Source organism: Microbulbifer regidiadema (SeqCode) (assembly GCF_052466995.1).
Genome location: NZ_CP174297.1, coordinates 2,242,704 through 2,266,002, shown reverse-complemented (window position 1 = coordinate 2,266,002; position 23,299 = coordinate 2,242,704). Strand labels below are relative to the sequence as shown.

Genomic DNA, 23,299 nt, shown 5'->3' with positions numbered 1-23,299 from the left:
AATTAGAGAGTGAAACACAGGAGGTATTGTGTTTTCAGGGTTGTTGTTGGCACCGCTCGCAAAAGGTTTTTTGACTACCATCAGCTTGATTATGGCGATTGGAGCGCAGAACGCATTTCTGCTGACGCAGAGTATCCGTCGTCAATATCACTATAGTATCGCGGCATTATGTGTAGTGATGGATATCGCCTTGATTTCTGCCGGTGTGTTCCTGGTTGCACATATTGCACAGGCCGGTGGCGACTGGATGATCTGGCTAACCTGGCTCGGTGCGGCTTTCCTTTTCTCCTATGGCGCTATGGCCTTCCGCTCGGCTTTCTCCAATAAAGGTCTGGGGGAGCAAAAAGAGTGGATGAAGTCCCGCCGCTCAGCTCTGCTCACTGCGGTAGCCTTAACCCTGCTCAACCCCCATGCCTACGTGGATACCATCGTGCTTATCGGCTCGGTGGGGGCTCAGTATGCCGGCCAGGGTTCCTGGTTTTTCGTACTGGGCGCATGCAGTGCCTCCCTGTTGTGGTTCACTCTGCTCTCTGTAGGGGGCAGCATGATGCAGCCTCTATTTAAAAACCCCAGAACCTGGCAGGTGCTCGATGTTCTGGTGGGGATTATGATGTGGACCATTGCGATCAGCTTGCTGTGGACACAGTAGCCATTTGATAACGGCTGCCAGAGATAGCTGTAGATCCGCTTTACAGCTATCTTTTTATCTCATCGCGATTTTTTATTGCCCGCCTTAGCTCTCCCCGAGCATAGCCCCCGATCTACTTGCTCGCTCACTGCGACTACTCAAATAGTGCCCCAATTGCATACAGGGTCTCTCCACCAGCCAGTAAAGAATTGCTGCCAGAGCAAAACTGAGCAGGGTGATAAGCACCAGAAGGGTGGGCAGAGGATAGTTTGCCAACCCTTGCCCCCAAGGTTGGGTTATCGCCCAATTGCCGACAAAGACAACCGCCAGGTGAAACAAGTAAATGGAATAGCTGATAGTCCCCAGCGCAGCCAGATATCGCAGGGGTTTTACTCGGAGCAATACAAAGGCCAGAAAAATTGCCAAAGCGATAAAATGAGATAAAGCGAAGCGCAGTGGGGTTTCACTGATCGATCTACCGATAAAGTGCAGGATGGCAACGAATAACGGAATAGAGAAAGTGGCAAGCAGCCCCCACAACAGGTAGCGGTAACCGCGCCTTGTCTCATAGTAATATCTGATCAGGGCCCCGCAGAACATTACTGCAATCGCAAAGGGGAGGTAACTGGTGGTAGCGGGAAGTTGTAATAGAGGGTTGGGCGATTGCCCCAGCAGTTGCAGGCCGACAAATACCGATAGAGTCCCCCAGCACAGCATAAGCAGGTATCTGGGATTCCCCAGTAGTCGCAAATGAAACATCAGCGCGCAGAGGCAGTAAAAAACCAGTTCTGCGGTGAGGGTCCAATAGAGAGTCTGGACACTTGTAAACCCTATAAGCCCCTGCAACATAGTCGTATTGGCCAGAATCGTCCCTGCAGAGAATGATCGCTCAGCGAGCGCCCATGCCAATCCGATTATTACGGCCAGGGACAGCCAATAGGCGGGGTACAAGCGGAAGAAGCGGCGAATCGCAAAGCTCTTTAGGGAGCGGTTTGATACGAGGAGGCTATGGGGAATGACAAAGCCGGAGATCAAGAAAAAGCAAAGCACCCCAATCCGGCCAAAATCCAGCTGACTGATAAGTTCAGCCAGCCCTGTGCCGTGCTGAGCGATAGAGGGCGTGCGGATAAATACTTCACTACCGTGTTGCCAGACAACTAAGGTTGCAGCCAGCCCCCGCAGTGCATCGAGATTGAGAAGACGTGTGCTCATGTCTGACGACCTATATCCTTGGTCAATTTAATGGTTCCTTCGGTGCTCTGGGGGTGTATTCCCGCTGAGTGGGCGGTCAGGAATCCGCCTGGGCAAGGCTGTAGTTTTAGAGGGGCTAACTCATTATTTTTCGCAGTAAAAGAGTCCCACCCCGAAGGGTGGGAAATCTATTAATGAGCCTGGTGTTCTAAGGCTCCCAGGAAAGTGGCGATTTCACCCACTTGCTGTGTGCTCAATTTTTGACCCAGCTGGTACCAGGCCATATCGTAAATTGCCTGTTCAATAGTTTCCACGCTCCCATCATGAAAGTAGGGGGCACTTCTGCTTACATCACGCAGCATAGGGACCTTGAATACCATCTTATCACTTTCATGACCTGTAACTTTATAGCGACCCAAATCTTCCTGGTGTGGATATTGATTGGCTAAGCCCAGTTTCTGGTACATGTTTCCACCCAGCGTTGCGCCATTGTGACATGCCGTACAACCGGTATTGATAAAGGTTTTCAAGCCTTTTAACTCTTCTTTTGTCAAGGCGTGATCGTCACCTTCCATAAAAACATCAAAGCGATCATTTGTGATCAGTGTGCGTTCAAATGCGGCAATAGCCTGAGCAATATTATCGTAAGAGATCGCATTCTCATTACCAAAAACACGCTTGAAGCTCACTTGATATTCATCAATTTTTGATATTTTTTCCTCAACAGCTTCTGCCGAAGGCATACCCATTTCCACAGGGTTTAGTATTGGACCTTTTGCTTGTTCTTTTAGGTCTTCAGCGCGGCCATCCCAAAATTGAGCTAACTGGAACCCGGAGTTCCATACCGTTGGGGAGTTGCGATCCCCTTGAGTACCGGGCAGTGCGCCCAGTGATGTTGCCTTGTTGTCAACGCCGGAGCCGTTATAGCTACCGACTTGGTGGCAGTCGTTACAGGACTGGCTGTCATTGATTGAAAGCCGTTTGTCCATAAAGAGTGTTTTCCCCAGCTCAACCATGGCAGGAGTGTCCCCCTCACTGCCGGGCATCGTATCTGAGAGAGTGCCAAACATAATTTTTGATTGCTGGCGTAGTTGATTTATATCAACTTCAACTTCTGCCGATATGGAACTGGACAGCAAGCTTGCCGCCGCCATCACACTGCCAATTATTGAAAATTTTAGATTTGTTTTCCCCGAAAACTTCTTTTTGATCACTTTAGTATCTCTCCCATGCCTCAAAAAATAATGCCGGTCCATCTGCCATTTTATCAAAAACTGAATGGCTTCACTATATGATTGGCAGCGCCTATCTGACATCGTAACTTATAAAAATTACTATTAATTTTTGCTTGTGCAAAGCTGTTCACAAAATAAACCTTCGTTGTTCAGTTTGTGCTCGGATAGGGAGTTCTTAACAGCGTATTGTTGGCTCTTGAGCTTTTAGTTGGCTAGTTGAAAAATATTGCATGCGTGAATTGATAGTCAGCTTAGGGGCTTGTTGCTGTATGAAGTGCAGTAGAGGCTGGTTGTTTAAAAATCGTGAAAGTGTTATTTCACTAAAGAAATATGGGGAAGGACTGGCAGCCTGCTCGCTACCGTTAGTATGCTTAGAGGGCGCTAGTGTGAGGTTAAAAACACTTCTGAAATTTTAACCTCATAGCTGTTGCGTTGCAGTACTTACCAAGGGCTATACCATTTGCACTGAGCTGCAATTAATCTCTGAGAGGTATTGCGGGGTTATTCACAAGTCTCTTAACTGCCAAGAGCCCATCTAACCCCAGACGCAAATACTCCCGTATTAACCGCCCAGTAAGAGCTTGCAAATGACCCAGCTGTCACTCCAAGGGCCACTTTTACCTGGCTAAACTGCCAGCGTTCGCGAAAGCCTAAATATACCAATATCCCCAGGGTGGTGAGCATCATGGGCTCGTAAAAATATCGAATGGGTGCATCAAAAGGGAATAGAAACAAGCCATAGATTAACCTGCCTAATCCAGGCGGCAGTATAACTATCAAACTTAGCATCATGCACAGCATATGTTTTTTAGGGGATTTTCGCTGAAGAAAGCCTGAGAGAAGAAAGAAAACAAAAAGTGGCAATAAAAATAAGTCAACCCAATAGACCAGCTGAAAAATTTTATCCTTTTCCAGGGTGGACTCAAGCGTAGTGGAGAACACCCAGGATGAGGTGCCGATAAACAAGGTGGCTACGATTAGGGACAGCCAGCCTAGATACTTATGCAGAGATGTATTTTGGCTGAGTGCCAGATAAGCTTGGCTGCATATCAATAAAATCCAAAGGAAAGAAATTATCCCGTGGAAATGGTGCATTGTAGATAGGCTTTGATAAGCCATAAAGTAGCTGGGGGAGAACCCTAGTACAATTATTGCGGATAGGCTACAAACCCAAAAGAAAATAGACCTGGAACTCAAACTGTCATCCTTACATAGTGATATCTGAACTTGTTGGGTGAAAATGTTGCTGACTAAAATTTATCCAAAAGCAATGTATAACTATCTAAACCTTAGCTGGGGTTAAATAGGGTAGCATGTATCTATTCTGTCACAGCGATCTTCATGCAATCGATCTCAGGCTGGGATATACCATAGTTACCAGTTAAATCATTTAGGGATGTCAAGCCAGTAAATATCTAAAGTAGGCAGCTTTGGTCTTGATTGCTATTGATAGTTATTTAAGTAACAGCCTGCTTTCAATGGGAAAAAATTCACTCGCTGCATTAATTAGTGCCCCAGCGGTTAAATCCGGCACGCCATATACTTCAACCTTCTTGCCTCTATCTAAGCGGAGTTTGTGGGCTAGAATATCAAAATCACCATCTCCTGAAACTAAAACGATAGTATCTGCCAGATTTGAATATTCCATTGCATCGATAGTTATACCCACGTCCCAGTCGCCCTTGGCGGAGCCATCGGACCTTTGTGTAAAGGGTTTTAATTTTACTTCAAAGCCGATAGATCTTAATATATTTTGAAATTCACTCTGTTTTCTATCGCCACGATCAATGGCGTAAGCCGTAGCTTTTACCACATCTCTTCCGCCGGTAGCTTCCCGCCAAAACTTATTGTAATCAAAGTTTCGTTTGTAGATTTGTCTACATGTATAGTAAACGTTTTGCACATCAACTAATAAAGCAACCCTTTCCATTTAAAAATCCAGTAGCTTGTTGCATCTAATGCTAACAGCAGTGGGCACCATTAGCTGTCACTTGGGCAGATACTTTATGACGCTGGTTTTTCATATTCAAGTGATGACTGTCTGATCAGTCTAGCTCGCCTCTCCGATTGATGCAGATTTTTGGTTAAAATTTGACCAGCCTGAAGGAAGCTCCAGGTATAGCTGGCGTACAGGAGCATCTTTCTCAGGCGATGGGCTACTAGATGGCGGCCTCTATGAGGGATTGGATACTACATAGTAGAGAATAAGCGGCCTAAATGGCTTTAATTGTGGGGTCTATCACTCGGTTGTTGTACTGGCGTCAATTTTGGGTTGACAGGGACGGGCCACTGTATTCTATACTGTATGCATATACAGTTACTGTGTGGGGGAAGCATGGGAATCAAAAGCATTATTTTTGACGGGGAGCCTATGCTGATCTGTCGTTACCGGTCGAGCTATAACAATCAGCCAATGTACGCAATCAGCATCCTCAATTATACAAAGTACGTACGCAGCTTTTCGGTTTCCGTAGATATAGATCTGCGCAGCGAGTTGGAGCTAACACTAGCGCAGATGCGAGGGGTTGAGACCAATATGAATTGGGTAGAGCCTTAGTAGAGGCGTGATCTACTATTGCCCTAAATGACTCCTCTTTGCTGGTGGCTGTTTAAAGAAATTTATATGGAGATAAAGCATGGAGAGAAAAACCAACAGATTTGCCATATTTGCTGAGCGTATTCATTTAATGAATGGTGGCGCAAAGAGTTTTAGAGGGTCTGCGCCAACTGGCGAGAAGGCAATGGAGCTTGCGGAAGAGATAGCCAAATCTGAGAAAGCGCAGTTTTATTCTTGGCTACAGATTCTTGATATATCTAGTGGGGAATTTATCGAGTATTCTATAAAGAGCGGTGGAGTGCTGGAAGAAAGGGATTGCTAGAAGTGAATGGTATACGTAAAGCTTGAATTTTAATATTTTGTTCTTTTTCAACCTGAAAGGATTCGGTAAGTTGGCTTTTGGGGCAGTTTAACTGCCCCAGAGTAAAATTTGCTACTTTTGTTGTTCGCTCTTAGGTGTGAGATAGTCTCTTAGCCTGAATAATAAAACTGCTAGGAATAAAGGAAACAAATACCCTGTTACATTGTTGGCAATCATTAGTACGATTTGCGTTTGCCTGAAAAGCTCCATGTCACCGATATACTTATGTATATATATTGGGGCGGCAAGGTTAATTATCTGCAACGCGAGTATAAGTATGCTTAGGATTGCCGATATAGTTATAAGTGCAAAATCTTTCGGTAGTAATATTTTTTTATACTTTATTGTCAATATTATATACAGGGTTGGCGGTATAAGTATAAGTACAGCGCAAAGAGCCAAGAGAATTACCAAATAAATCACAGTTGCCATCCGCGTCTAAACCCTTTAGTTATGGGTATTGTAGGAAATAAATTTTAAATTGTGCGCTTGTCTCAGTTTCTTGAGGGGTTATTTAGTCAACACTTCGGACACTTTTGAGGGGCAAATTGGGGGGGCGTGGTGCTGGAATCCATGGGCGGAGACTGAGAGAATAAGGTTTACGAAATCTGATTAACGCAGTAACCGCCCATGGAAGACACAATTAAAACAGTTTTTGCCAAAATGTCCAGTGTTGGTAAGCCCCAGCAGAAATTTATGATGACTCTATTGTCGGTACTGATGGTCTTTCGAGGCAAGGCGACCTATCTGAATATGGACAGATTCAGCACCTCAAGTGAGAAGCGTTATCGACGCTGGTCACATAGATGCTTTGACTTCACCCAGTTTAACACCACATTATTTGCCAGTGAACTCCAAGAAAATCGTGAATGTGTCGCCGCTACTGATGCCAGTTTTATCAGTAAATCTGACAAAAAGACTGATGGCCTAGGGTGGTTTTATAACGGCAGCGCTGGAGAATCACAACGCGGCCTTGAGATCTCTACGATTAGTGTCACCGACTTGAAAACAAATACTGCCTATGCCATAGATTCCCAGCAAACGATCGATGAAGAAGGAAAATCGAGGGTTGAACAATATGTGAGCCATGCTCTCAAAGTTCTACCGAAGTTGCTTAATCTTGAGATTAAATATCTTGCAGCAGACGAATTTTATAGTAAAAAGGCATTTGTTAACCCAATTCTTCAGGAAGGAATGCATATCGTTGGAAAGTTACGGATTGATGCTAATTTGCAGTGGCTATACGAGGGGGAATACAACGGTCAGGGACGCCCTAAACGGTTTGACGGAAAAGTTGACCTTGAAGATTTATGCCGTTTTAATTTTTCTGGAACTTTTGATGCTAAAGTTAAAGTCTACACGAAGGTGGTGCACGCCAAATTTTTAAAGCGCGCCATACGCGTGGTGCTGCTCAAGCCTATCGATGACGATAAAAAAGGAAGTGCGCTACTGTATTCTACAGATACGAATTTAGATGCAGTGAAATTGGTCTCGTACTACAAATCAAAATTTCAAATAGAGTTCTTATTCAGGGATGCGAAGCAATACACCGGATTAACTCACTGTCAATCCGTACGAAAGAAAGCCATAAACCTTCATGTTAATGCGTCTCTGACAGCGCTGAATTTACTGAAATTTGAAGATCGCAGAGAGATACAGACAGATGCACCTACAGTTATCTCAATCGCCAGCTGGAAGCGCCGCAAGTTCAACCAGCATCTGATGGATAGGGTTTTTAGCAGCTTAGGTCTGGACCGAAGCTGTGAAAAAGTCAGCTACATTTATGATCGCTACAGCGATTACGGGGCAATTGCGGCATAAAAGTGTCCGAAGTGTTGGTCCATAACAGTTCTCTTTAACTGTGCGGGCCTATTTTAAGGGCCGTAAAGAATAGGCTGAATAGCATGATTGCTGTGGGCTGAGAGAAGGGGTGAGTCTGAAAATAAAACCGCCCCCACTATGTGAGGGCGGTTTTTTAACAATGAATGAGTTATAGATCTTCGATTTCAACTTGGCAGGGGTGCCCATCTTTCCAGTTGGCATATAAGGCGTTACTGTCAGTATCTTTACTGCTACTTAAACGCTTCTCTACATCTTTACCGCCTAATACCATAGTAAGCTCACCACTATTTAGCAGTTCCCAGGCACAAATGCTGGATGCATCGACAGTCAAAAATGGTTTTACTGGCTCAACCCGAGATGTTGCAGCTCTAACATCCATGTAGTATTTATTGTCCTTGGCGTTAACTAATTTAAGATAAAAAGCGCCGTTTTTCTTGGAATAAAATTTCTTTTCAAATTCGGCGGCATGGGCTTTTTCTCCGCCGCTTCGGAAAATGTCACCCTTAAGAAAGACATAACTGCAATCCTTACCTTCTTGATTTAGCTTTATAATAACTTTGCTTATGATGATCTCTTTTGACCTATGTATGGTAGAGGTTTGAATAATTACGCAAATGCGCAATGCTATTTTGGTTCGATCGAGTGAGTTGGTGAATAGCACTTATGCTTTGAATAATACGGTATAGGGGGTTTTTTCTATATAGGCAGCATATAGGCTGTGTAAGAGGCGTGTTGTAGGTTTAGATGTACTCTAGGAGTCTTCTGTCTTTAAAAATTATTGAAGCTATAGGGTGTGGAGATTGTTTGTCGGTGACCATAGGTAAGCGTTGATTGAGTGGTAAGGAGGTGGGTAGATTTTCTGTAGGTATATATTTCTCGACTATCCTAAGGGGCGTAACACTTTCCTAATACTATATCGCTTAAGTATTCTACTTGGCGTAATGCAGATAGATTTTATAAAAAATGGACTTTTTCAGGGTTTGATTTCGAGCTTTGTATTGGGTTTATATGTTTGGCGCTAAAAACTACTGTCCTACCGGTGGAGGGAATTGCTTAAATTACTGTTATATGTTTTAAAGAAAATGGAACCTATGCTGGGTGGGAAAGGTTTTTAGGATTGAAGTAAATCGATGAATAACTCAGTAGAAAGTAGGAGGTGAGCAGTGGTGTTGCCGTAGTGGGTTGGGCAGGCCTCTGTATTGAAATTGAGGGCTTCTTGCATGGGCTCCGATGCACAAATAGTCTATAGAGTTAGACTTCAGTAGAAAAATCAACAAATCAATTAAAGAGATTCAAGATGAAAAAAGTTACTGATCGATTATATTTTACACTTTGGATATTTTTTTGTATTTTGTGTAGTCCCGCGCTTTCTAGTGATAAGTCAAAGGAAGATCAAAGCTATCAAATAGAGTCTAATCATTCCGATGATGAGCAGTTCGATGTGTATACCTACTTAGAATGGGATGAGGAAGCTGTTCAGCCGGACTTTTCTGGATATTACGCCCGAATCAAGAAACTTAGTGATGGTCGTCTCGCTTTAGTCTACGAGCGTGCACTGCGTACAAAGGTGAGATTCAGTTCAGACCTTGGTAAAACCTGGTTTGATGAAATCGATGTTTCAGGTAAGGACGGCTATAGTTATGCAAATCCTGAAATTATTGAGCTAGAGAATGGTTGGTTGGTCTATGGAGCAAATGGTAGACCGACAAATCAAACTTCTACTAACTTGTTACCTTATACGATAAGTGTCAATATTTCCATAGATAGGGGAGTAACATGGAGTAATGATATCCTTGTGTATACCTGTGGAACGACATTCAGTACCGGCTGCTGGGAGCCTAGCTTTCTACAGTTACCTAATGGCGAATTACAGATCTATTTTGCCGACGAGAGTGAATATCTCAACAGTAATGAGCAGCAGATTTCTATGCTGTCTTCACCTAATCATGGACTGACTTGGCTAAACAAAAAAGCTATCAGCTACAGCCAAGGTAGTCGCGATGGAATGCCTGTACCACTATTGCTCAATAATAGTCAGGAGATTGTTGTTGCCATTGAAGATAATGGAATCAATGGCCAATTCAAACCTACCACTGTTAGGACAAGTCTTGAAAATAATTGGAATCAAGGTCCGGTGCTGAAAGGAGATCCTCTCCGAGAGCTTGCGGTTTCTTCTAACCTGTTACCTTATGAAACCTATGCCGGTGCTCCTTATATTGTTCAATTGTCGGGAGGGGAGACCCTGCTCTCGATACAGTCAAATATCGGTCGGAAAACCACTAATAGAAATATACAGGTTTACATTGGTGATGAAGAGGCAAGAAATTTTACTCGCCCTTCAACGCCCTTTCCAAGTCTTGGAGATGATGAAGAGCTGCTCTGGAATGGCCTGGGAGTATTGGATGACTCAACTGTTATCTCAATAGCCTCTCCTGGTCTGAGAACTTCGGTAGGCCATGTTAAGCGAGTGCGACTTGAGTGGCAGAAAGGCGGTTGCCAGGAACACTTTGAGCCAGGATATTTTATCAAACAATTGTATTCGCAAACTATTGAGTCCTGCGCAAAAGCCTGTGAAGACGAGGGGTGTAGCATGTTTCAAATTGGACGGGAAGATGATGTTTCAGGGAGGCAGGGTTGGTGTAATCTGTATGCCAAGCAGTGTACTAACAATTATGACCCCACTTGGGATACATATACACCACTGGAACTATAGCGGCATCCACAATTCGCTAGATTGATGCTGGACTGTGAAGTTATGCTTCGATTCATATATGTAGCGAATGATACAGTGATATTAGGATTTTTCTAGAGGTCTGGGCATTCACGGTATTTTTGTGGGTGCCCAGGGCTACTTTTATATTGAGTTTATCTCATCAATATAAATTTGTTGAAAATTTGGCCAGTCGTAGAGTGCTTCAGGGTTAAAGTCTTGCCCGTCAGGCCACTCAAGGTTACCACCATCATTGAGTTTAACTTGCTTAAAGTAAGCTGTATCTTTCAGTTTGCTCAACCAGCCTTTGCCGATCACAGGTTCAAAGTCAATTGTTTGTTTTGTTCCATCAACAAAGTTTAGTTCAATGGTATAGTTACCAATAATTTTGTAGTTGTTAATTGACCACTTGTCTAAATCAGACATAATCTATCGTGATTTTATTAATGCTTGAGTGCTGAGGATAATCACTTGTTAAGCTTCCTCACTAACTCTAGACCATACATCATAGAATCCTACTAATTTCATATAGCATGAGATTTCATATTCGAGATCAGGTAACATTTCAAGATTATCTTTACTGCCCATTACCTCTATTCCGTCTCTATGGTCATTGTGAATAGAGCCTACAACGTACCAGATAAATAGGGAAAATTTTTCTGCTTCATTGGTAGTGCCCACTCCCTCTTTTAGTATCTTGTTTATAGTGCTATCTTTGTATGGTTCTACGTAATGGAGCAGTAAATCTTGAATGTGAAAATATCGTATAAATTTAATCATTATCCTGCTTGAGGTCTCAGGGTGGTTTTTGTTTTAGTGAGGTGTGAGGCAGCTTAAAAAATAGCTGTTTCAGCGATGTGAGCTTCCCCCACCTTTACTTTTCACTATTTCATAAGAGGTAAACCTATGGAAGGCAATCCCCCTATCTCAGTTGTTTTTTCTGGTTGATGCATCACGGGTAGGGGCTATAAGACTTTGAGGTGTCAAAAGTCATATATTGGGAAATAGCTTCTATAACCGCATTGGCACTATTCTTAGCATAACCACCACCACCAAGTATAACAGCGGGGATAGAGTGCTGATTAAGAGCACTTAAGGTTAACTTTTCCCTCTCTACGATATCTTCAATTTCTAAGCGAAGTCCGCCAGTTTATCGCAGCTTAGGGGGTCGGTACCTGCAACTACAAAGGCTATTTTATAATCAGAATCTAATTTTTCCAGTGCCTCGCTATATCGATTTAGATATTCCTGGCCTTCTGTACCTGGATTTAGGGGAACTGAGATATTTACCCGATTCCGTGTATAGTTTGATGCAGGATAAATTCCAGCATTGTATACATCTAAAATCGTTACGTTTTCATTCTCCATAAATGTGTGTGCGTTGCCGTTGCCATGATGAGCATCTGTGTCGATTATTAGTATTTTATCTTCAGGCTTTAGTTGGCCGCTTTTTATCAATTGCTGATAGCAAATCCCAATATCGTTATAGATACAGAACCCTTCCATACTTTGTTGCATAGCGTGATGATATCCGCCGGAGAGATTCCAGTAGATCTCACTCTTTTCAAGAGCAGACTCCGCACCAAGGATAGTTCCTGCAACTGCCCAGCGCATAGGGGAGAGGATTTCCTTGTCTAATAGTGAAAAGCTAATCAGCGGGATACCGGGAAGCTCAAGTGCTTGAAGAATTTCATCTTTACTGCGCACTCTAGGTCTCATGCTGCTTGATAGGAATTCATCGATAACCTCCATACTGGCTGGAGATTTAGGCTCTATAAAACTAATCCCTTTATTGTTTTTTAGTTGATGTTGAATCTTCTGAAACTTGGTCCCATCAAATGGGTGTAGATAATTTAGTGGTCCAAGATTTATATTGTAATGTTTGCTGTAGATGACATTCATGGGAATTCCTTTTCAAGTGTATTGAGATTTTTGGATGCCTTAAAGTTTTATTTTGGGTCTGGTGTCGCGTTTAAGCCCCTAGCTACCATGCTCAAATAGTATTTTTAATCTATCGGCCCCGGAGCGGCTAGATATTAAAGTGGTTTTATGCTCATCATCAATAATCACTGCCAACTTTCCATTTAAATAACGCTGAACCTCCAAGACTCTATCCAGATTAATTAGGTAGCTGCGGTGTAGGCGCAGAAATTGATCTGGGTTGAGCTTTTGTTCCAGTTGATCCAGGCCCATTTGTAGAGGTTTGATGCCTTTGCTGGTGTGAGCAATAATTGAGCCCTGTTCAGACTTAATATACGAAATATCACTCAGATCAATAAAGGTCATGCGATCATCGCACTTACTTACGAGGCGCTTCAATTCGGTTGAATCACCCTTAACCTGGGTGCTGTTATGGAGAAGTTCAATTCGCTTCTGAGCTTTTTCAATGGCAGCTTTTAAACGTTGTAACGGGAAAGGTTTGAGTAAGTAATCGATGGTATCGTGGTTAAAAGCATCAATAGCAAATTTGGAATATGCAGTTGTAAAAATAATATAGGGTTGGTAGGTTAGAGCGTCTAGTACATCCAACCCACTAAGATGCGGCATTTCAATGTCCATCAGCAGTAGCTGTGGTTGATGCTCCTCAATCAGACTCAACGCTTCTAGACCAGATTTTGCTTCTGCTACCAACTCAACAGAGCTAATAGTTGCCAGCTGAACTTTTAACTTATTTCTTGCCGGTGCTTCATCTTCGGCAATAATTACCCTTAAATTCATACAGATATCTCAACTTTAACGTGGGCGCCGCATTGATTACTCAGAGTAAGTTTACCATTTGGCTGTAGCTCAATACGCTGGCGTAAATTATGAATTCCAGTTCCCTGTGAGTGGCTTAAATTAAGAACGCTTTCCTGAAATCCATGTCCATTATCTACAACTTCAATAATTACCTTGTCATTCTCCAAATAGATACGGCATTGGATATGTAAGTTTTCTATCTTGCGGCAGTGCTTGAAGCAGTTCTCAAAGATTGGCTGTAATAGCAGGGGCGGAATAGAAATATCGCAGGCTCTTGGGTCTGCCACAATATCTACTGTTAAATGATCGCCAAAACGGGTTTTTTCTATTTCTAAATATTTGTTGATCAGTTCAATTTCTTCTTTAATTGTAGTTTTTTCTAGTTCGCCAGTGTCGAGAGAATATCTCAATATGTCCGCCAGCTTGTGTAAAATTTCATCCGCAAGGTGTGGGTCGCTATGAATATAGGAGGAGATAGTATTGAGGCTATTGAACATAAAATGTGGATTAAGCTGGTAGCGCAATTTTTGTAATTTGGCTTTCTGCATGGCGAGCTTTTGCTCAGAGGCTTTATGGCGGTATTCCAGCATGGCGTAAGAGCAGTATAAACAGGTAGCCCACATCAGCCCATTAAAGATAATACCAAGCCCCATATTCAAGCCGCCTTCAACACTGAATGCGAACTCTATAAACCAGCTGACGCACTGGTTTCCAATAGTCATATGGACTACCAGGATCATCCACTCTATTAACAATGAATGATAGCCCCTACGCCTAAGGCGCAATACAATGAGGGCTGTGGACCAGGTCGGCAGCCAATAAAAGAAGACAAACCATATCGGCGCACCAGTGAGAGCACTGCTAACCGAGCTTATATCTCCCGATTCAAAAAATACAAATACGCAAGCTATATCCAGTAACAGAACGACGACAAATGATTTTGCAAAGAAAGGATGTTTAAGATCTTGTAGTATTGACATAAAATATTGATGAGCAATAGTCATCACAGTTTATTTTAGATTGGTAAATTATATGGGGAATACAAAAGATAAGATAGTTCTAATTCAACCCAGCTTGCGTGTATATTTCTAACCCAAAGTTGAACATCAGCACTCACAAGTCATAACTTAAATGAGAGCTGATGCTATAAAGTTCTTTTATATGTTGTGACCTTGCTTCTCCGCTGAAGATTCACAGCTAGAACCGATAGGGGGAGTGGCATGACTCCTCTCGATAAGCTGTTTTCTTTCTATAGCTGCACCTGCAAGATAAATTTTTTCTGGGTTTGTAATTGCTTGTATGTTCTTAATCGGGTTTTCATTTAGCAGGATAAAGTTAGCGCGTTTTCCCTGGGAAATTGACCCTATATCCTCACCTGCATTTAGAGTTTGAGCTGCAACCTGTGTCGTAGAGAGTAAAACTTGTTGACTGGATAGACCAGCTTTGCGCAGGGCTAAAATTTCACTGATTAAACCCAGTCCGTGTGGTGAATAGGGGTTGCCAGAGTCAGAGCCTGCGCCAATTTTAATACCGGCTTTAGCAAGCTTTATAACATTATTATATGCTACGGACTTTTTCTGCCACGCTAGTTCTCTAATGGTCGTTGGTGCTTGGACTTCGTTAAATAGGCAGGCCTGCATTTTGGGGTGTATAGGTGCCAAGTCTAATTGACTGATAGATTGATGCTCATGTTCGTCCCCCTGATTATGATATACCGACAGAGTGGGTATATAGGTAACCTTGTTTTGTTGCATAAGCTCTATAAACTCATTGTCCACCGGCTCAAAATTAATACCGTGGGCTAAAGCGGTGGCACCGGCCCTGATTGCTCGCTTTCCATCCTCCAGGGTGGAGACATGAACAAAAAACGGCAGGTTGGCGCTTTGGGAGCGTTTGCCGATCTCTTCGAGTACATCATCTGAAAGCGGGACGACAGTGCCATCAAATGTCTCTATGATGGCTTTGGTTAACTTTGGTCGATAACTTAAATGTGCATCCCAGCTCGCGCTGATCTGCTCGACACTATCAATCTCATGAACCTTCACCCCGAACTGGGTACCGTGACCTTTAGGATTGGTGAAGGCGGGACCGGATGCAAACACTAGTGGAGCAGAATCGTCCAGCTGGCGTATAGACTGCATTATCTCGCTGGACATCAGAAGGTCTGTAACAGCGGTAACACCATAATAGAGATGATTGTTTAAATTGGTTTCTAGCGGTAAGTGCTGATAATTCTTATAAGTTGACCCAGATGCACTCAGATGCACATGTAAATCGATTAAGCCCGGTATCGCATAAGCACCCTGGGCATCGTGGCTAGTCTCGGCAGATAGGGCTGTGTTGGTCATTGGAGTGATTTTGGCTATGCGGTCATCCTGAATGTATATACGGCTTTTCTCACTGAAACCTTCCGCATTACTGGTCAATATTTGTACATTGTCGATTCTCAAATCGTAGTCACTCTCTTTTGTTTCAAGAGCGAAGCTAGTACTTGAGGCTAATAGTAAACTAGAGGCAATAGCTGTAGCTTTCATGTGGGTTTCATTTCCTATTGAGTTTTGATCTAGCTTATAGCGACAGCAATCTTGGTGTTGCAAAAAAGGATCAATCGACATATTCGTAGCTGAACGAACAGTTTAAGCTTGTGAGTGGTGTGCTATTGAGGTGAGTTGCAGTGGCTGCTCCCGGTTTGGCAGGGTGAACCCTGGCCGTGGGAGGCAGTTCAACGCGGTCTCTTTATCGATATAAAGGACGATAGAGCAGTAGTTGCTTGTTGCGGTATAAGCGATGATACCCCGGGCAAATTGCCAGTCGGGTTTTGCGCTCACTTGAGACGATGCCCATAGTGACCCCATATCTCTACCATACAGGCACTTTTCGGACACCCTGGTAGCTACAGTGGCATTTGAGCGCTGCGAGGAGGAGAGGGCGCTTTATCAACGGTTCTGACAGATGTCCAGAATGGTCGCTTCTAGACTTGCTCTGCCCAAGTAGCTGCCATCTAATAGCTCATTCAGATGGAAAGGGCATGATGCCTATAAATTTGCTCGCTATAGGGAACCTCAAGCATGGCAAACCGCGCTTATCTTTACAGTCTTAATCATCAGCCAAAATCCTATTCAGATCGCCCTGATACGATCTCGGGTTTATCCGAGTGGCCATATAGCGTCCCCTTCACTTATCGCGTGTTAATGTCCGGAAATCCAAAACTGTGTACATCGCTCGTCTCAGATGGCTTTGAGGATGATTCGCCCGATAGTAAAACTAGGCTTTATGCGATCAGCAGTGACTTTGAGGCAGGGTTTGCGCGCTTAAAAAAATTTATTGAAGTTCTGCGGGTTATCGGGAAGGAGATTTCTAATCTACAGGATTCAATGCTAAATAAAACACTAGAGTTCCTTGAAGATCATAAGAATCACTACCTGCTACTTGAGACTATCGAACTAGACTGCATGGATGGCAATGAGGAAGTAGTTTTGCGTGGCTATGTTGAAAGCGAAATCAGCGCTTGCCGTGCAGCGGGGGCTGCTATTGATGCACTGCCTGAAGACCCGAAAATATCAGCGGATATTGTCAAAAATGCAGCGGAAAACAACTCGGAGTCCGTTCTGAGCGCATTTTATGGGCTCCAGTTCAATGAGAAATTTGACGATATTAGCAGTGAGCCACCCATAGGTTTATATTGGAGTGATGTTCTTTTTTATGAATTGGAGAATAAAAAGGAATTTGAGGTGGCTCCTGATCATTGAGTAGGGCGGTCTCGGGTCTCCTTGTGCTAGCTTTGGGTCAGTTTAAAGGTTTGTTAGAGAGATGGCCTCGGCATCTAGCCATGCAGCTTCTTTGGCGACATAAAGGGCAATATAGTCGTGATTGCTCATCGTTTTATATACCTCTTTCTTAAGGCTGTGCGATGTTCAGCGCGCTCTTTAGGGCTGTGCCTTGATAGCGGAGTAGCTGATATGACAAAGCCCTTCAGCTTAAGACTGTGATGATAATTGTGCAGTCTTATCTTATCGGCATAAGATTTTTTAAGTCGCACGGGCTCGAATTCAAGTGCTTTCTTCATTTTATAGGTGTGAAGGTTTAAGGCATAGGCTTTGCGTTTAATCGATTTGCCACTTTCAAAGGCGCCCCATGATTCGATCTGGTAGTGACTGGTTTTCTTAGTACCGTGCCAATAAATAGTAGAAGGGGGATTTTTGGTGATTGAGGACAGTGTTGCCTTGTTGGGCTGAGATGCCTGTTTCCTCGGTGAACTTGGGACGGGTAGGTCTGTCCAACTGAACAAGCGCGGTTAGTACGGACATTTCATAGTTGACCGGAGATAGCCCAAAATAAAATGCTCAAATAGGTGTTATAAGTTGGGGCTGGCTGGCGATATGGTTGAGAATTGACGGATTTCTAGGGCCGTGTTTATCAAGGGGAAAATATGGAAATTTTTAGGGAATAATAGGAACAATAAACTACTATTTTGTTTTTATTAATAATTTTGTTCTGCACTTGATGAAGGTGACACTTGAGGTTGCTATTTTTGTGGATATCCAGAATGGGTAAAAGCGCTATTTAATGAGGTGATAATTATGTTTGCACGGAGGAAGTCTTACGGTTTTTTGTTGGTGATAGCTCTTATGGGGTACTGGGTTTCTCCTCCGGCATGGTCTCATGTGCGCTGGTTTGTACAAAATGATAGCAAGACAGTTGAGTTTGAGTGGAGTTGGATTTATGCACTCGTGCTTTTCGGTGGCTTTTTATATTGTATGGTGAATAGATCTTTACAATCACTTGAGTCTGTAGCGGTTCGCAAAGTATCTGATAAAATTCCCTACCTCTGGTCCGACATTGGCCGTCGCAAAGTTTGGCACTTAACATCCGCATTGATCGGGCTAACCTTTATTTTTAATTATTTTTCGGATGTATTGTTAGCGCCCAATCTGGAGTTCTCTCCCGCGCAAAGCTTTGTCAATAAGTTTCAATTAGCAATTGGTATTGCACTAACTTTAGGTATTAGCCTAAGAAGTTCTGGGTATCTAATCTTATCGCTCATGCTCTTGATCGCGGCTAGTTATCCGCTCTCAATCTGGATTGATTATAGTTTTGAATTTTTAGGGCTTGCACTGGCGTTTATTTGGTATAAAAAACCGGATCTTGGACTGTTTGCCTTACGTTGCGGACTAGGCCTTCAGTTAATGACTCTGGCAATTCACAATAAATGGCTCAACCCCCATTTAGGCCTTGAGTTTCTACAGCACTACCATTGGAATTTTATGTCTTACCTGGGATGGCATTCTTTCTCAGATTTGACGTTCGTTTTTTCTGCTGGAATGGCTGAGTTCTGCTTTGGATTGGTTATCTTATTGGGCTGGTCAACACGGTTGGTAACCATTACAGCATTAAGCTTCTTCGTTTTGACTGCATCTATTCTCGGTATTCATGAATTGATAGGCCATCTACCAATACTTGGTGCTGGAATTCTACTAATTGTTTTTGGTGGGGGAGGGTGTAACTTAAGTTATATCAGAAGACCACTGCAACTAGAATCTCAGGTAGTCACTAGGTATGCCAATTAAATAACTAGTGGGTTTGGGTGTCTGTAGATTAGGTTTGGCACTGATATGTAAGAGCATATCAGTGCGTATAATTGGAATTGACAATGTACCACATTGAAAATGGTAGTCGCTAGATCAAGCGTGATCTCTTACATAGTGAATTATTAAAGCTAGGCTTGGTCAGAGGTATCTTTCCAAATTTGAGAGTATCCCTGCTCCGCCATCAGCAATCTATTTAATACACTACACTAGTTGATGACCGTAGCTGCCGATGCCGGTCGAGAGAAAGCCAGTGTGTATATTTATGGGTGTTCATCTAGGTATGCGAATTAAATAACCAGTGAGATTTGAGCCTGCATGGAAGAGGCATTGGTTACGCTCTATTTGTAGTCATTGACTAGCTGCCCATTTGATGACTCCTTGAATTGAGGATATTTGTCATCAATTTCGTAAAAATCAGCTTTTTCGCCGGTGAAAATATGCCCCATAGTCTTCAACCCGGTTGGGCCATCTAGTGATCCTGCAATAATTCCAGTTGCATCGAGATTAAATGGTTCCCAGAATAGGCTTGAGCCACATTGCTGGCAGAAGCCTCTGCGGGCTACCTCTGATGTTTTATACCACGCCAGTCCGTCATCTTTTGTTATCTTAATATTGACCTTGCGGGCCTTTGTATGAGGGCCGAAACTTCCATGTAGCTTTTGACACATACTACAATGACAGTTAACTACGTTGCGTAGTGGCCCTTTAACCTCATATCGCACTGCCCCACACAGGCAGCCACCGGAAGTAACTGAATTCTTGCTATTCATATATTGAACCTGTAGATGCAAAAGCTTACTTAAATGGGGGTTGTTTGGCGGCAAGGGCTTGACGGGCAATAGACTCGTTTAAGCAGCGCATAAACCAGCTGGGATCCATCAAGCGATTTCGCCATAGGTTGATGGTTTCTTTGAGTGCCGTGATCGAGAGCATCCCCCCTGAAGATGGCGTAGGGCCAAGCTGGAGGCTTTGAATATTTTCTGCCAGCGGATATGACCTGGGTATCAGGCCAGTTCAGTGCTTTTTCTTTGTCGATATAAAGTACAGCATGGTAATGGTTGCTCATTACTGCATAGGCAGCGATATCAATAGTGAAGACTGAAGCCAGATCATGCATCCTAGATTCAATCCACCCGTGACGATGCTTATAGTTTTTACTAGGCTCTGTATCCCTGCCACACAGAAATGCTCTTTTTACGCAGCGGGAGACACAGTAATAACAGGGCGTGGCGTTGAGCACTGCGTGGAAGAGGTATTGGTTGCGCCCTATTTACACAGTATTTGATCCGGTATTTTATGTGGTGTCAATATGGGTGGCGCTTAAAGCTACTATTTTTGTGAGTGTCAGGGATTATCGCTTCCAGGATTACCTTTTATTTGTGAGGGCTGAACTCTGATATTTCATACCATCGTGCAAGTTAGATGGAAATATTCCTACTTTTTACCGCATAATAAAAACAGGAATATAAGCTATTTGACGCATGCTGTAATAAAATAATAGTATAGCTCAAAGCAAGCCAAACAAATATGAAGCGAGAGGGGAAAGGGATGATTCGCTTTTTATTTCATGGGGGAACAAGAGAGAAAAATTCGAATGGCTCAACTAGAGATATAGGAATAGCGCATAATAGTGCCTTTTATTTTGCGGCAAAAAATGTTGCTAATGATTACACTGATGGTGAAAAGCGCTCAATAAAAATAACTACCGGCGCCGACATGGTAAAAAAAAATAAATGCATGCGCCCCAACTCTATCCTCTCTCTTGATATTTTTAGCCATGGAACACCTTATTCTCTAAATTTTTCAGTTAATGAAAACGAAAATTGCGGACTAGTGACTGGTTGGGCAGCAAAGCAAGGACTTAGGTTTCACTACTCCTCCTTGGAAGATGGTATCTATAACTTTTCAGCAGATAGTCGATATGTATCTGATATAAACTTCAATGTATTCTGCAATGAAGCCAGAATTCAGATTCATGGTTGCAACACTGCTAAAGGCTTTATGCCTGGGAATACTCTCGTAGAGGAATTCTCTGAGCAGATATATATAGCAAACAAAAAAAAGTCTTACGTAATAGGCCATACAAAAAAATCAAATCCAAACATCAATGGAGACAACACAACTATAAAGGGGCAAGACTACCGTCATGGAGAAAGGTCCGTTTACTATAATGGAAAATTATTAAGAAAAACCACTCAAAAAGGGCTAATCTTACACTCAGAAATCCAAGGGTTGATAAAGTAATGAAGGCTAAATGGATCGCACTGGGTTGTATGGCTTTTTCTTTAGGAGCTTTGCTTCTTGCGCATCAGCTCAAATCTAAAGAGGCTGTCGTAAGTGCACGCTATGAAAAGCTGGCCTGTGAGAGTTGTTACCACATGACAGTTGTAAAAAGCAGCAGTCCAGATCTTTTGGGGAAGACGATAATACCAATAGCAAGCGATATCGATATCGAGAAGATGATTAATGATATCGTCTTAAAAGATCAAAAATCTTGCTTGAGAGGTAGGCCATATGTATTTAATTACAATATATTTAAAATCAATCCAGGCGGAATAAGATTCAAGGTGATATCTCAAGAGCTTGAAGAGGCTTGTGAATCCATAAGTAAGTAAAATTATGGTTGCCTAGTTATATTCAGAATTCCCTATCGCTCCTTTTGAAAACAATCGAGTAGAATTCTAGATGGATATTAAATAAAAATATAAACCGACAGCATAATTGATAAAAGAGTGAAAACCTATAGGGCGCTGGATTTTTGTACGGGTTGATGTGTGTTCGATCGACGACTGTACCCCGAAGCACAGAGATATCTCTTGATGCAGTACTCCATAATCATGAATGGATTGAGGGTCGTATGTACAAGTTCTAAGAGGTTTTTGTGCTGTTTAAATGAGTCTGCCAGCTCGCTAGGTCAATGCGAAAGACAGCTGTACAGATCGCTTTTAGGAAGGCCGTTTTAAGTCCCAGGCTTTACTGAAGAAAAGAGCCCTCACTGCCTGCATGGCCTATGTCGACCTCAAGCCGATATGTACCAGTATCGTAAAAATACCTGAAGAGTCTAATTACACTTCGGTTCAACAGTACATTCGTGCGGCGGTCTCAAGTAAGCAGTCCAAAAATCTACTTCCATTTGTCGGCGGTGAGCGTTTGAATATGCCGAAAGGGCTAGTTTTTCGGCTGGACCACTATCTGGAGTTGGTGGGCTGGAGCAGTCGGTATTTAGCCCTCAGAAAACGAGGTTGTATTACCGATAGCATGCCTCCTATCCTGGAACCGCTCGGTACCTCACCCAGGTACTGGTTTTATCTCAACAGGAATTTTGAAAGTCGCTTCAATGGCTTGGTGGGATCAGTGGAGACGGTACAGCAAGCTTGTATCCAGCTCGGTGAACGTTGGGTGAATGGCATAGGCGCTGCCGAGGCTTCCTCTCAGTCACGTTCTGCTAATCTACTCTCATCGTAAATACTCGATAGTACGACGACTCCTCTTTTCTCCAAAAATAGCGGTTTCCAAAACCTGAATACAAACCTTCAGTATTTTGTCTCCTTTACCTCTAAATCAAGGAGAAAGAGCGGTCGGAGGGGGGCTCCACTAATAGCACCATGCTCCAAAATGTGGGTGTCTAGGATTGCTTGTTTCGGCCGTTTTAACTGGTTTACACTGGTGCATTTTTCTTAATTTTTTGAAAAAGAGATAGTTAGAGACCTTTGTATGGGGGCAATATGGGTGGTACTTGAAGCTACCACTTTTGTGGGTGTCCAGAATCGTTGCCTATGGCCAGTCAGATCAGCCATTTATTAGAACGGTCTTGTCGCGGGGGGGGTGGAGTTCCTGCGCTCGATCGTGAGGATTTAGCATGGCAGCAAAGCGACTTAGTACGGCAGAGAGTGGACGCACAGGCAGAGTGGAGCCGGGAGACCCACGGGGATATTCTGGAAAGTTCATTGCGTAGGATTATTCAGGCTGCGGAATTGCAAAGCAGCTGTGACAACGAGTACCGACAAGTTAAAGAGCATTCGATAGAGGAAATTGCTGGCGTAAAAATTATTGAAGCACTTGGAGCTTTACGTTTCTTATCTGCTGGCAGTCTGAACTTATCAGCGCTGGATAATCTAAATATTACAACCGCTAGTGATATTGATATTTCAGCGGGACGCGACTTAAAAGAACAGATCGGAAATATTCGCGAATCAGTGGCCAAGGTTCGCCAAACCATCAAAGTAAAAGATGGTGGCAAGGTTTGGTTAGGTAGTGAATCTTTAAATGTGCTGAAAGTGCTAGAGGATTTAATAGGCGTAGTGTCTGCACTGGCCGCCACCCTGGCGACTCACTCGCACCCAGGGAGTGGGCAAAAGCCAACCCAAGAGGCGGCAATTAGTGGGCACAAGAGCAGCGCGGATACTTTGAAATCTCAGCTTAGCTCGATTCGGGCTTAAGCTGGTTAT

Annotated in this window: 24 protein-coding genes; 11 read left to right on the top strand and 13 right to left on the bottom strand. The window is 43.2% G+C overall.

Annotation, left to right across the window (positions count from 1 at the left end):
• Nucleotides 1-28 precede the first annotated feature (28 nt).
• Nucleotides 29-649: a LysE/ArgO family amino acid transporter gene (locus tag ACJJIK_RS09790; protein ID WP_444932036.1), complete on the top strand. Its 621-nt coding sequence runs from the start codon at nucleotides 29-31 to the stop codon at nucleotides 647-649.
• 84 nt (nucleotides 650-733) lie between these two features.
• Here the strand turns inward: ACJJIK_RS09790 and ACJJIK_RS09785 are convergent, their stop codons facing one another.
• From ACJJIK_RS09785 to ACJJIK_RS09770, 4 genes are all read right to left on the bottom strand, one after another.
• Nucleotides 734-1,840 (bottom strand): acyltransferase family protein, encoded by a 1,107-nt coding sequence (locus ACJJIK_RS09785; protein ID WP_444932035.1) that lies wholly within the window; start codon nucleotides 1,838-1,840, stop codon nucleotides 734-736.
• 170 nt (nucleotides 1,841-2,010) lie between these two features.
• Complete coding sequence (locus ACJJIK_RS09780; RefSeq protein ID WP_444932034.1) at nucleotides 2,011-3,033, bottom strand: cytochrome-c peroxidase; 1,023 nt, start codon at nucleotides 3,031-3,033, stop codon at nucleotides 2,011-2,013.
• 537 nt (nucleotides 3,034-3,570) lie between these two features.
• Nucleotides 3,571-4,173, bottom strand: coding sequence for a hypothetical protein (locus ACJJIK_RS09775; RefSeq protein ID WP_444944916.1), 603 nt, complete (start codon nucleotides 4,171-4,173; stop codon nucleotides 3,571-3,573).
• A gap of 334 nt (nucleotides 4,174-4,507) precedes the next feature.
• Nucleotides 4,508-4,984: a LabA-like NYN domain-containing protein gene (locus ACJJIK_RS09770; RefSeq protein WP_444932032.1), complete on the bottom strand. Its 477-nt coding sequence runs from the start codon at nucleotides 4,982-4,984 to the stop codon at nucleotides 4,508-4,510.
• 405 nt (nucleotides 4,985-5,389) lie between these two features.
• Between ACJJIK_RS09770 and ACJJIK_RS09765 the strand changes: the two genes are divergently transcribed.
• The 3 genes from ACJJIK_RS09765 to ACJJIK_RS09755 all read left to right on the top strand — a co-directional run bounded on the left by ACJJIK_RS09765 (nucleotide 5,390) and on the right by ACJJIK_RS09755 (nucleotide 7,793).
• Nucleotides 5,390-5,611, top strand: coding sequence for a hypothetical protein (locus tag ACJJIK_RS09765; protein WP_444932031.1), 222 nt, complete (start codon nucleotides 5,390-5,392; stop codon nucleotides 5,609-5,611).
• A 79-nt stretch (nucleotides 5,612-5,690) separates the two neighbouring features.
• Entirely contained in the window at nucleotides 5,691-5,933 is a 243-nt protein-coding gene (locus tag ACJJIK_RS09760) for a hypothetical protein (RefSeq protein ID WP_444932030.1), read from the top strand.
• Nucleotides 5,934-6,602: 669 nt separating this feature from the next.
• Nucleotides 6,603-7,793 (top strand): transposase, encoded by a 1,191-nt coding sequence (locus ACJJIK_RS09755; RefSeq protein ID WP_444944915.1) that lies wholly within the window; start codon nucleotides 6,603-6,605, stop codon nucleotides 7,791-7,793.
• 169 nt (nucleotides 7,794-7,962) lie between these two features.
• On the opposite strand, the gene ACJJIK_RS09750 is transcribed toward ACJJIK_RS09755, so the two are convergent.
• Nucleotides 7,963-8,475 (bottom strand): hypothetical protein, encoded by a 513-nt coding sequence (locus ACJJIK_RS09750; RefSeq protein WP_444944914.1) that lies wholly within the window; start codon nucleotides 8,473-8,475, stop codon nucleotides 7,963-7,965.
• A gap of 636 nt (nucleotides 8,476-9,111) precedes the next feature.
• Here ACJJIK_RS09750 and ACJJIK_RS09745 point away from each other — a divergent pair.
• On the top strand, nucleotides 9,112-10,527 hold the full coding sequence (locus tag ACJJIK_RS09745) for a sialidase family protein (protein ID WP_444944913.1): 1,416 nt from the start codon (nucleotides 9,112-9,114) through the stop codon (nucleotides 10,525-10,527).
• 141 nt (nucleotides 10,528-10,668) lie between these two features.
• On the opposite strand, the gene ACJJIK_RS09740 is transcribed toward ACJJIK_RS09745, so the two are convergent.
• The 5 genes from ACJJIK_RS09740 to ACJJIK_RS09720 form a co-directional block, all read right to left on the bottom strand.
• The gene (locus tag ACJJIK_RS09740) at nucleotides 10,669-10,950 is read right to left on the bottom strand and encodes a DUF2442 domain-containing protein (protein WP_444944912.1); all 282 of its coding nucleotides are present in this window, start codon (nucleotides 10,948-10,950) and stop codon (nucleotides 10,669-10,671) included.
• Nucleotides 10,951-11,655: 705 nt separating this feature from the next.
• Nucleotides 11,656-12,426 (bottom strand): hypothetical protein, encoded by a 771-nt coding sequence (locus tag ACJJIK_RS09735; RefSeq protein WP_444944911.1) that lies wholly within the window; start codon nucleotides 12,424-12,426, stop codon nucleotides 11,656-11,658.
• A 78-nt stretch (nucleotides 12,427-12,504) separates the two neighbouring features.
• The gene (locus tag ACJJIK_RS09730; RefSeq protein WP_444944910.1) at nucleotides 12,505-13,242 is read right to left on the bottom strand and encodes a LytR/AlgR family response regulator transcription factor; all 738 of its coding nucleotides are present in this window, start codon (nucleotides 13,240-13,242) and stop codon (nucleotides 12,505-12,507) included.
• On the bottom strand, nucleotides 13,239-13,985 hold the full coding sequence (locus tag ACJJIK_RS09725) for a sensor histidine kinase (RefSeq protein WP_444944909.1): 747 nt from the start codon (nucleotides 13,983-13,985) through the stop codon (nucleotides 13,239-13,241). Before ACJJIK_RS09725 ends, ACJJIK_RS09730 begins: the two co-directional genes overlap by 4 nt.
• Nucleotides 13,986-14,420: 435 nt before the next feature.
• Entirely contained in the window at nucleotides 14,421-15,797 is a 1,377-nt protein-coding gene (locus ACJJIK_RS09720) for an amidohydrolase family protein (protein ID WP_444944908.1), read from the bottom strand.
• A gap of 534 nt (nucleotides 15,798-16,331) precedes the next feature.
• Here ACJJIK_RS09720 and ACJJIK_RS09715 point away from each other — a divergent pair.
• Nucleotides 16,332-17,012 (top strand): DUF7822 domain-containing protein, encoded by a 681-nt coding sequence (locus ACJJIK_RS09715; protein WP_444932020.1) that lies wholly within the window; start codon nucleotides 16,332-16,334, stop codon nucleotides 17,010-17,012.
• 125 nt (nucleotides 17,013-17,137) lie between these two features.
• Here ACJJIK_RS09715 and ACJJIK_RS09710 read toward each other — a convergent pair whose 3' ends face one another.
• Nucleotides 17,138-17,329: a YhfG family protein gene (locus ACJJIK_RS09710; protein WP_444945053.1), complete on the bottom strand. Its 192-nt coding sequence runs from the start codon at nucleotides 17,327-17,329 to the stop codon at nucleotides 17,138-17,140.
• Between the two features lie 562 nt (nucleotides 17,330-17,891).
• On the opposite strand from ACJJIK_RS09710, the gene ACJJIK_RS09705 reads away from it, so the two are divergent.
• Entirely contained in the window at nucleotides 17,892-18,830 is a 939-nt protein-coding gene (locus ACJJIK_RS09705; RefSeq protein WP_444944907.1) for a hypothetical protein, read from the top strand.
• A gap of 359 nt (nucleotides 18,831-19,189) precedes the next feature.
• Here the strand turns inward: ACJJIK_RS09705 and ACJJIK_RS09700 are convergent, their stop codons facing one another.
• Together ACJJIK_RS09700 and ACJJIK_RS09695 are read right to left on the bottom strand one after the other, a co-directional pair.
• Complete coding sequence (locus ACJJIK_RS09700; RefSeq protein ID WP_444944906.1) at nucleotides 19,190-19,621, bottom strand: GFA family protein; 432 nt, start codon at nucleotides 19,619-19,621, stop codon at nucleotides 19,190-19,192.
• Nucleotides 19,622-19,650: 29 nt separating this feature from the next.
• Nucleotides 19,651-19,968: a hypothetical protein gene (locus tag ACJJIK_RS09695; protein WP_444944905.1), complete on the bottom strand. Its 318-nt coding sequence runs from the start codon at nucleotides 19,966-19,968 to the stop codon at nucleotides 19,651-19,653.
• Between the two features lie 431 nt (nucleotides 19,969-20,399).
• On the opposite strand from ACJJIK_RS09695, the gene ACJJIK_RS09690 reads away from it, so the two are divergent.
• The 4 genes from ACJJIK_RS09690 to ACJJIK_RS09675 all read left to right on the top strand — a co-directional run bounded on the left by ACJJIK_RS09690 (nucleotide 20,400) and on the right by ACJJIK_RS09675 (nucleotide 23,290).
• Nucleotides 20,400-21,095: a hypothetical protein gene (locus ACJJIK_RS09690; protein WP_444944904.1), complete on the top strand. Its 696-nt coding sequence runs from the start codon at nucleotides 20,400-20,402 to the stop codon at nucleotides 21,093-21,095.
• Nucleotides 21,095-21,466, top strand: a complete 372-nt coding sequence (locus ACJJIK_RS09685; RefSeq protein ID WP_444932015.1) for a hypothetical protein — start codon at nucleotides 21,095-21,097, stop codon at nucleotides 21,464-21,466. The genes ACJJIK_RS09690 and ACJJIK_RS09685 overlap by 1 nt, the downstream gene beginning before the upstream one ends.
• Before the next feature lie 388 nt (nucleotides 21,467-21,854).
• Nucleotides 21,855-22,316, top strand: coding sequence for a hypothetical protein (locus ACJJIK_RS09680; protein WP_444944903.1), 462 nt, complete (start codon nucleotides 21,855-21,857; stop codon nucleotides 22,314-22,316).
• Between the two features lie 482 nt (nucleotides 22,317-22,798).
• A complete protein-coding gene (locus ACJJIK_RS09675) occupies nucleotides 22,799-23,290 on the top strand; it encodes a hypothetical protein (protein WP_444944902.1) in 492 nt (163 codons plus the stop codon).
• The last annotated feature ends 9 nt before the right edge of the window (nucleotides 23,291-23,299 follow it).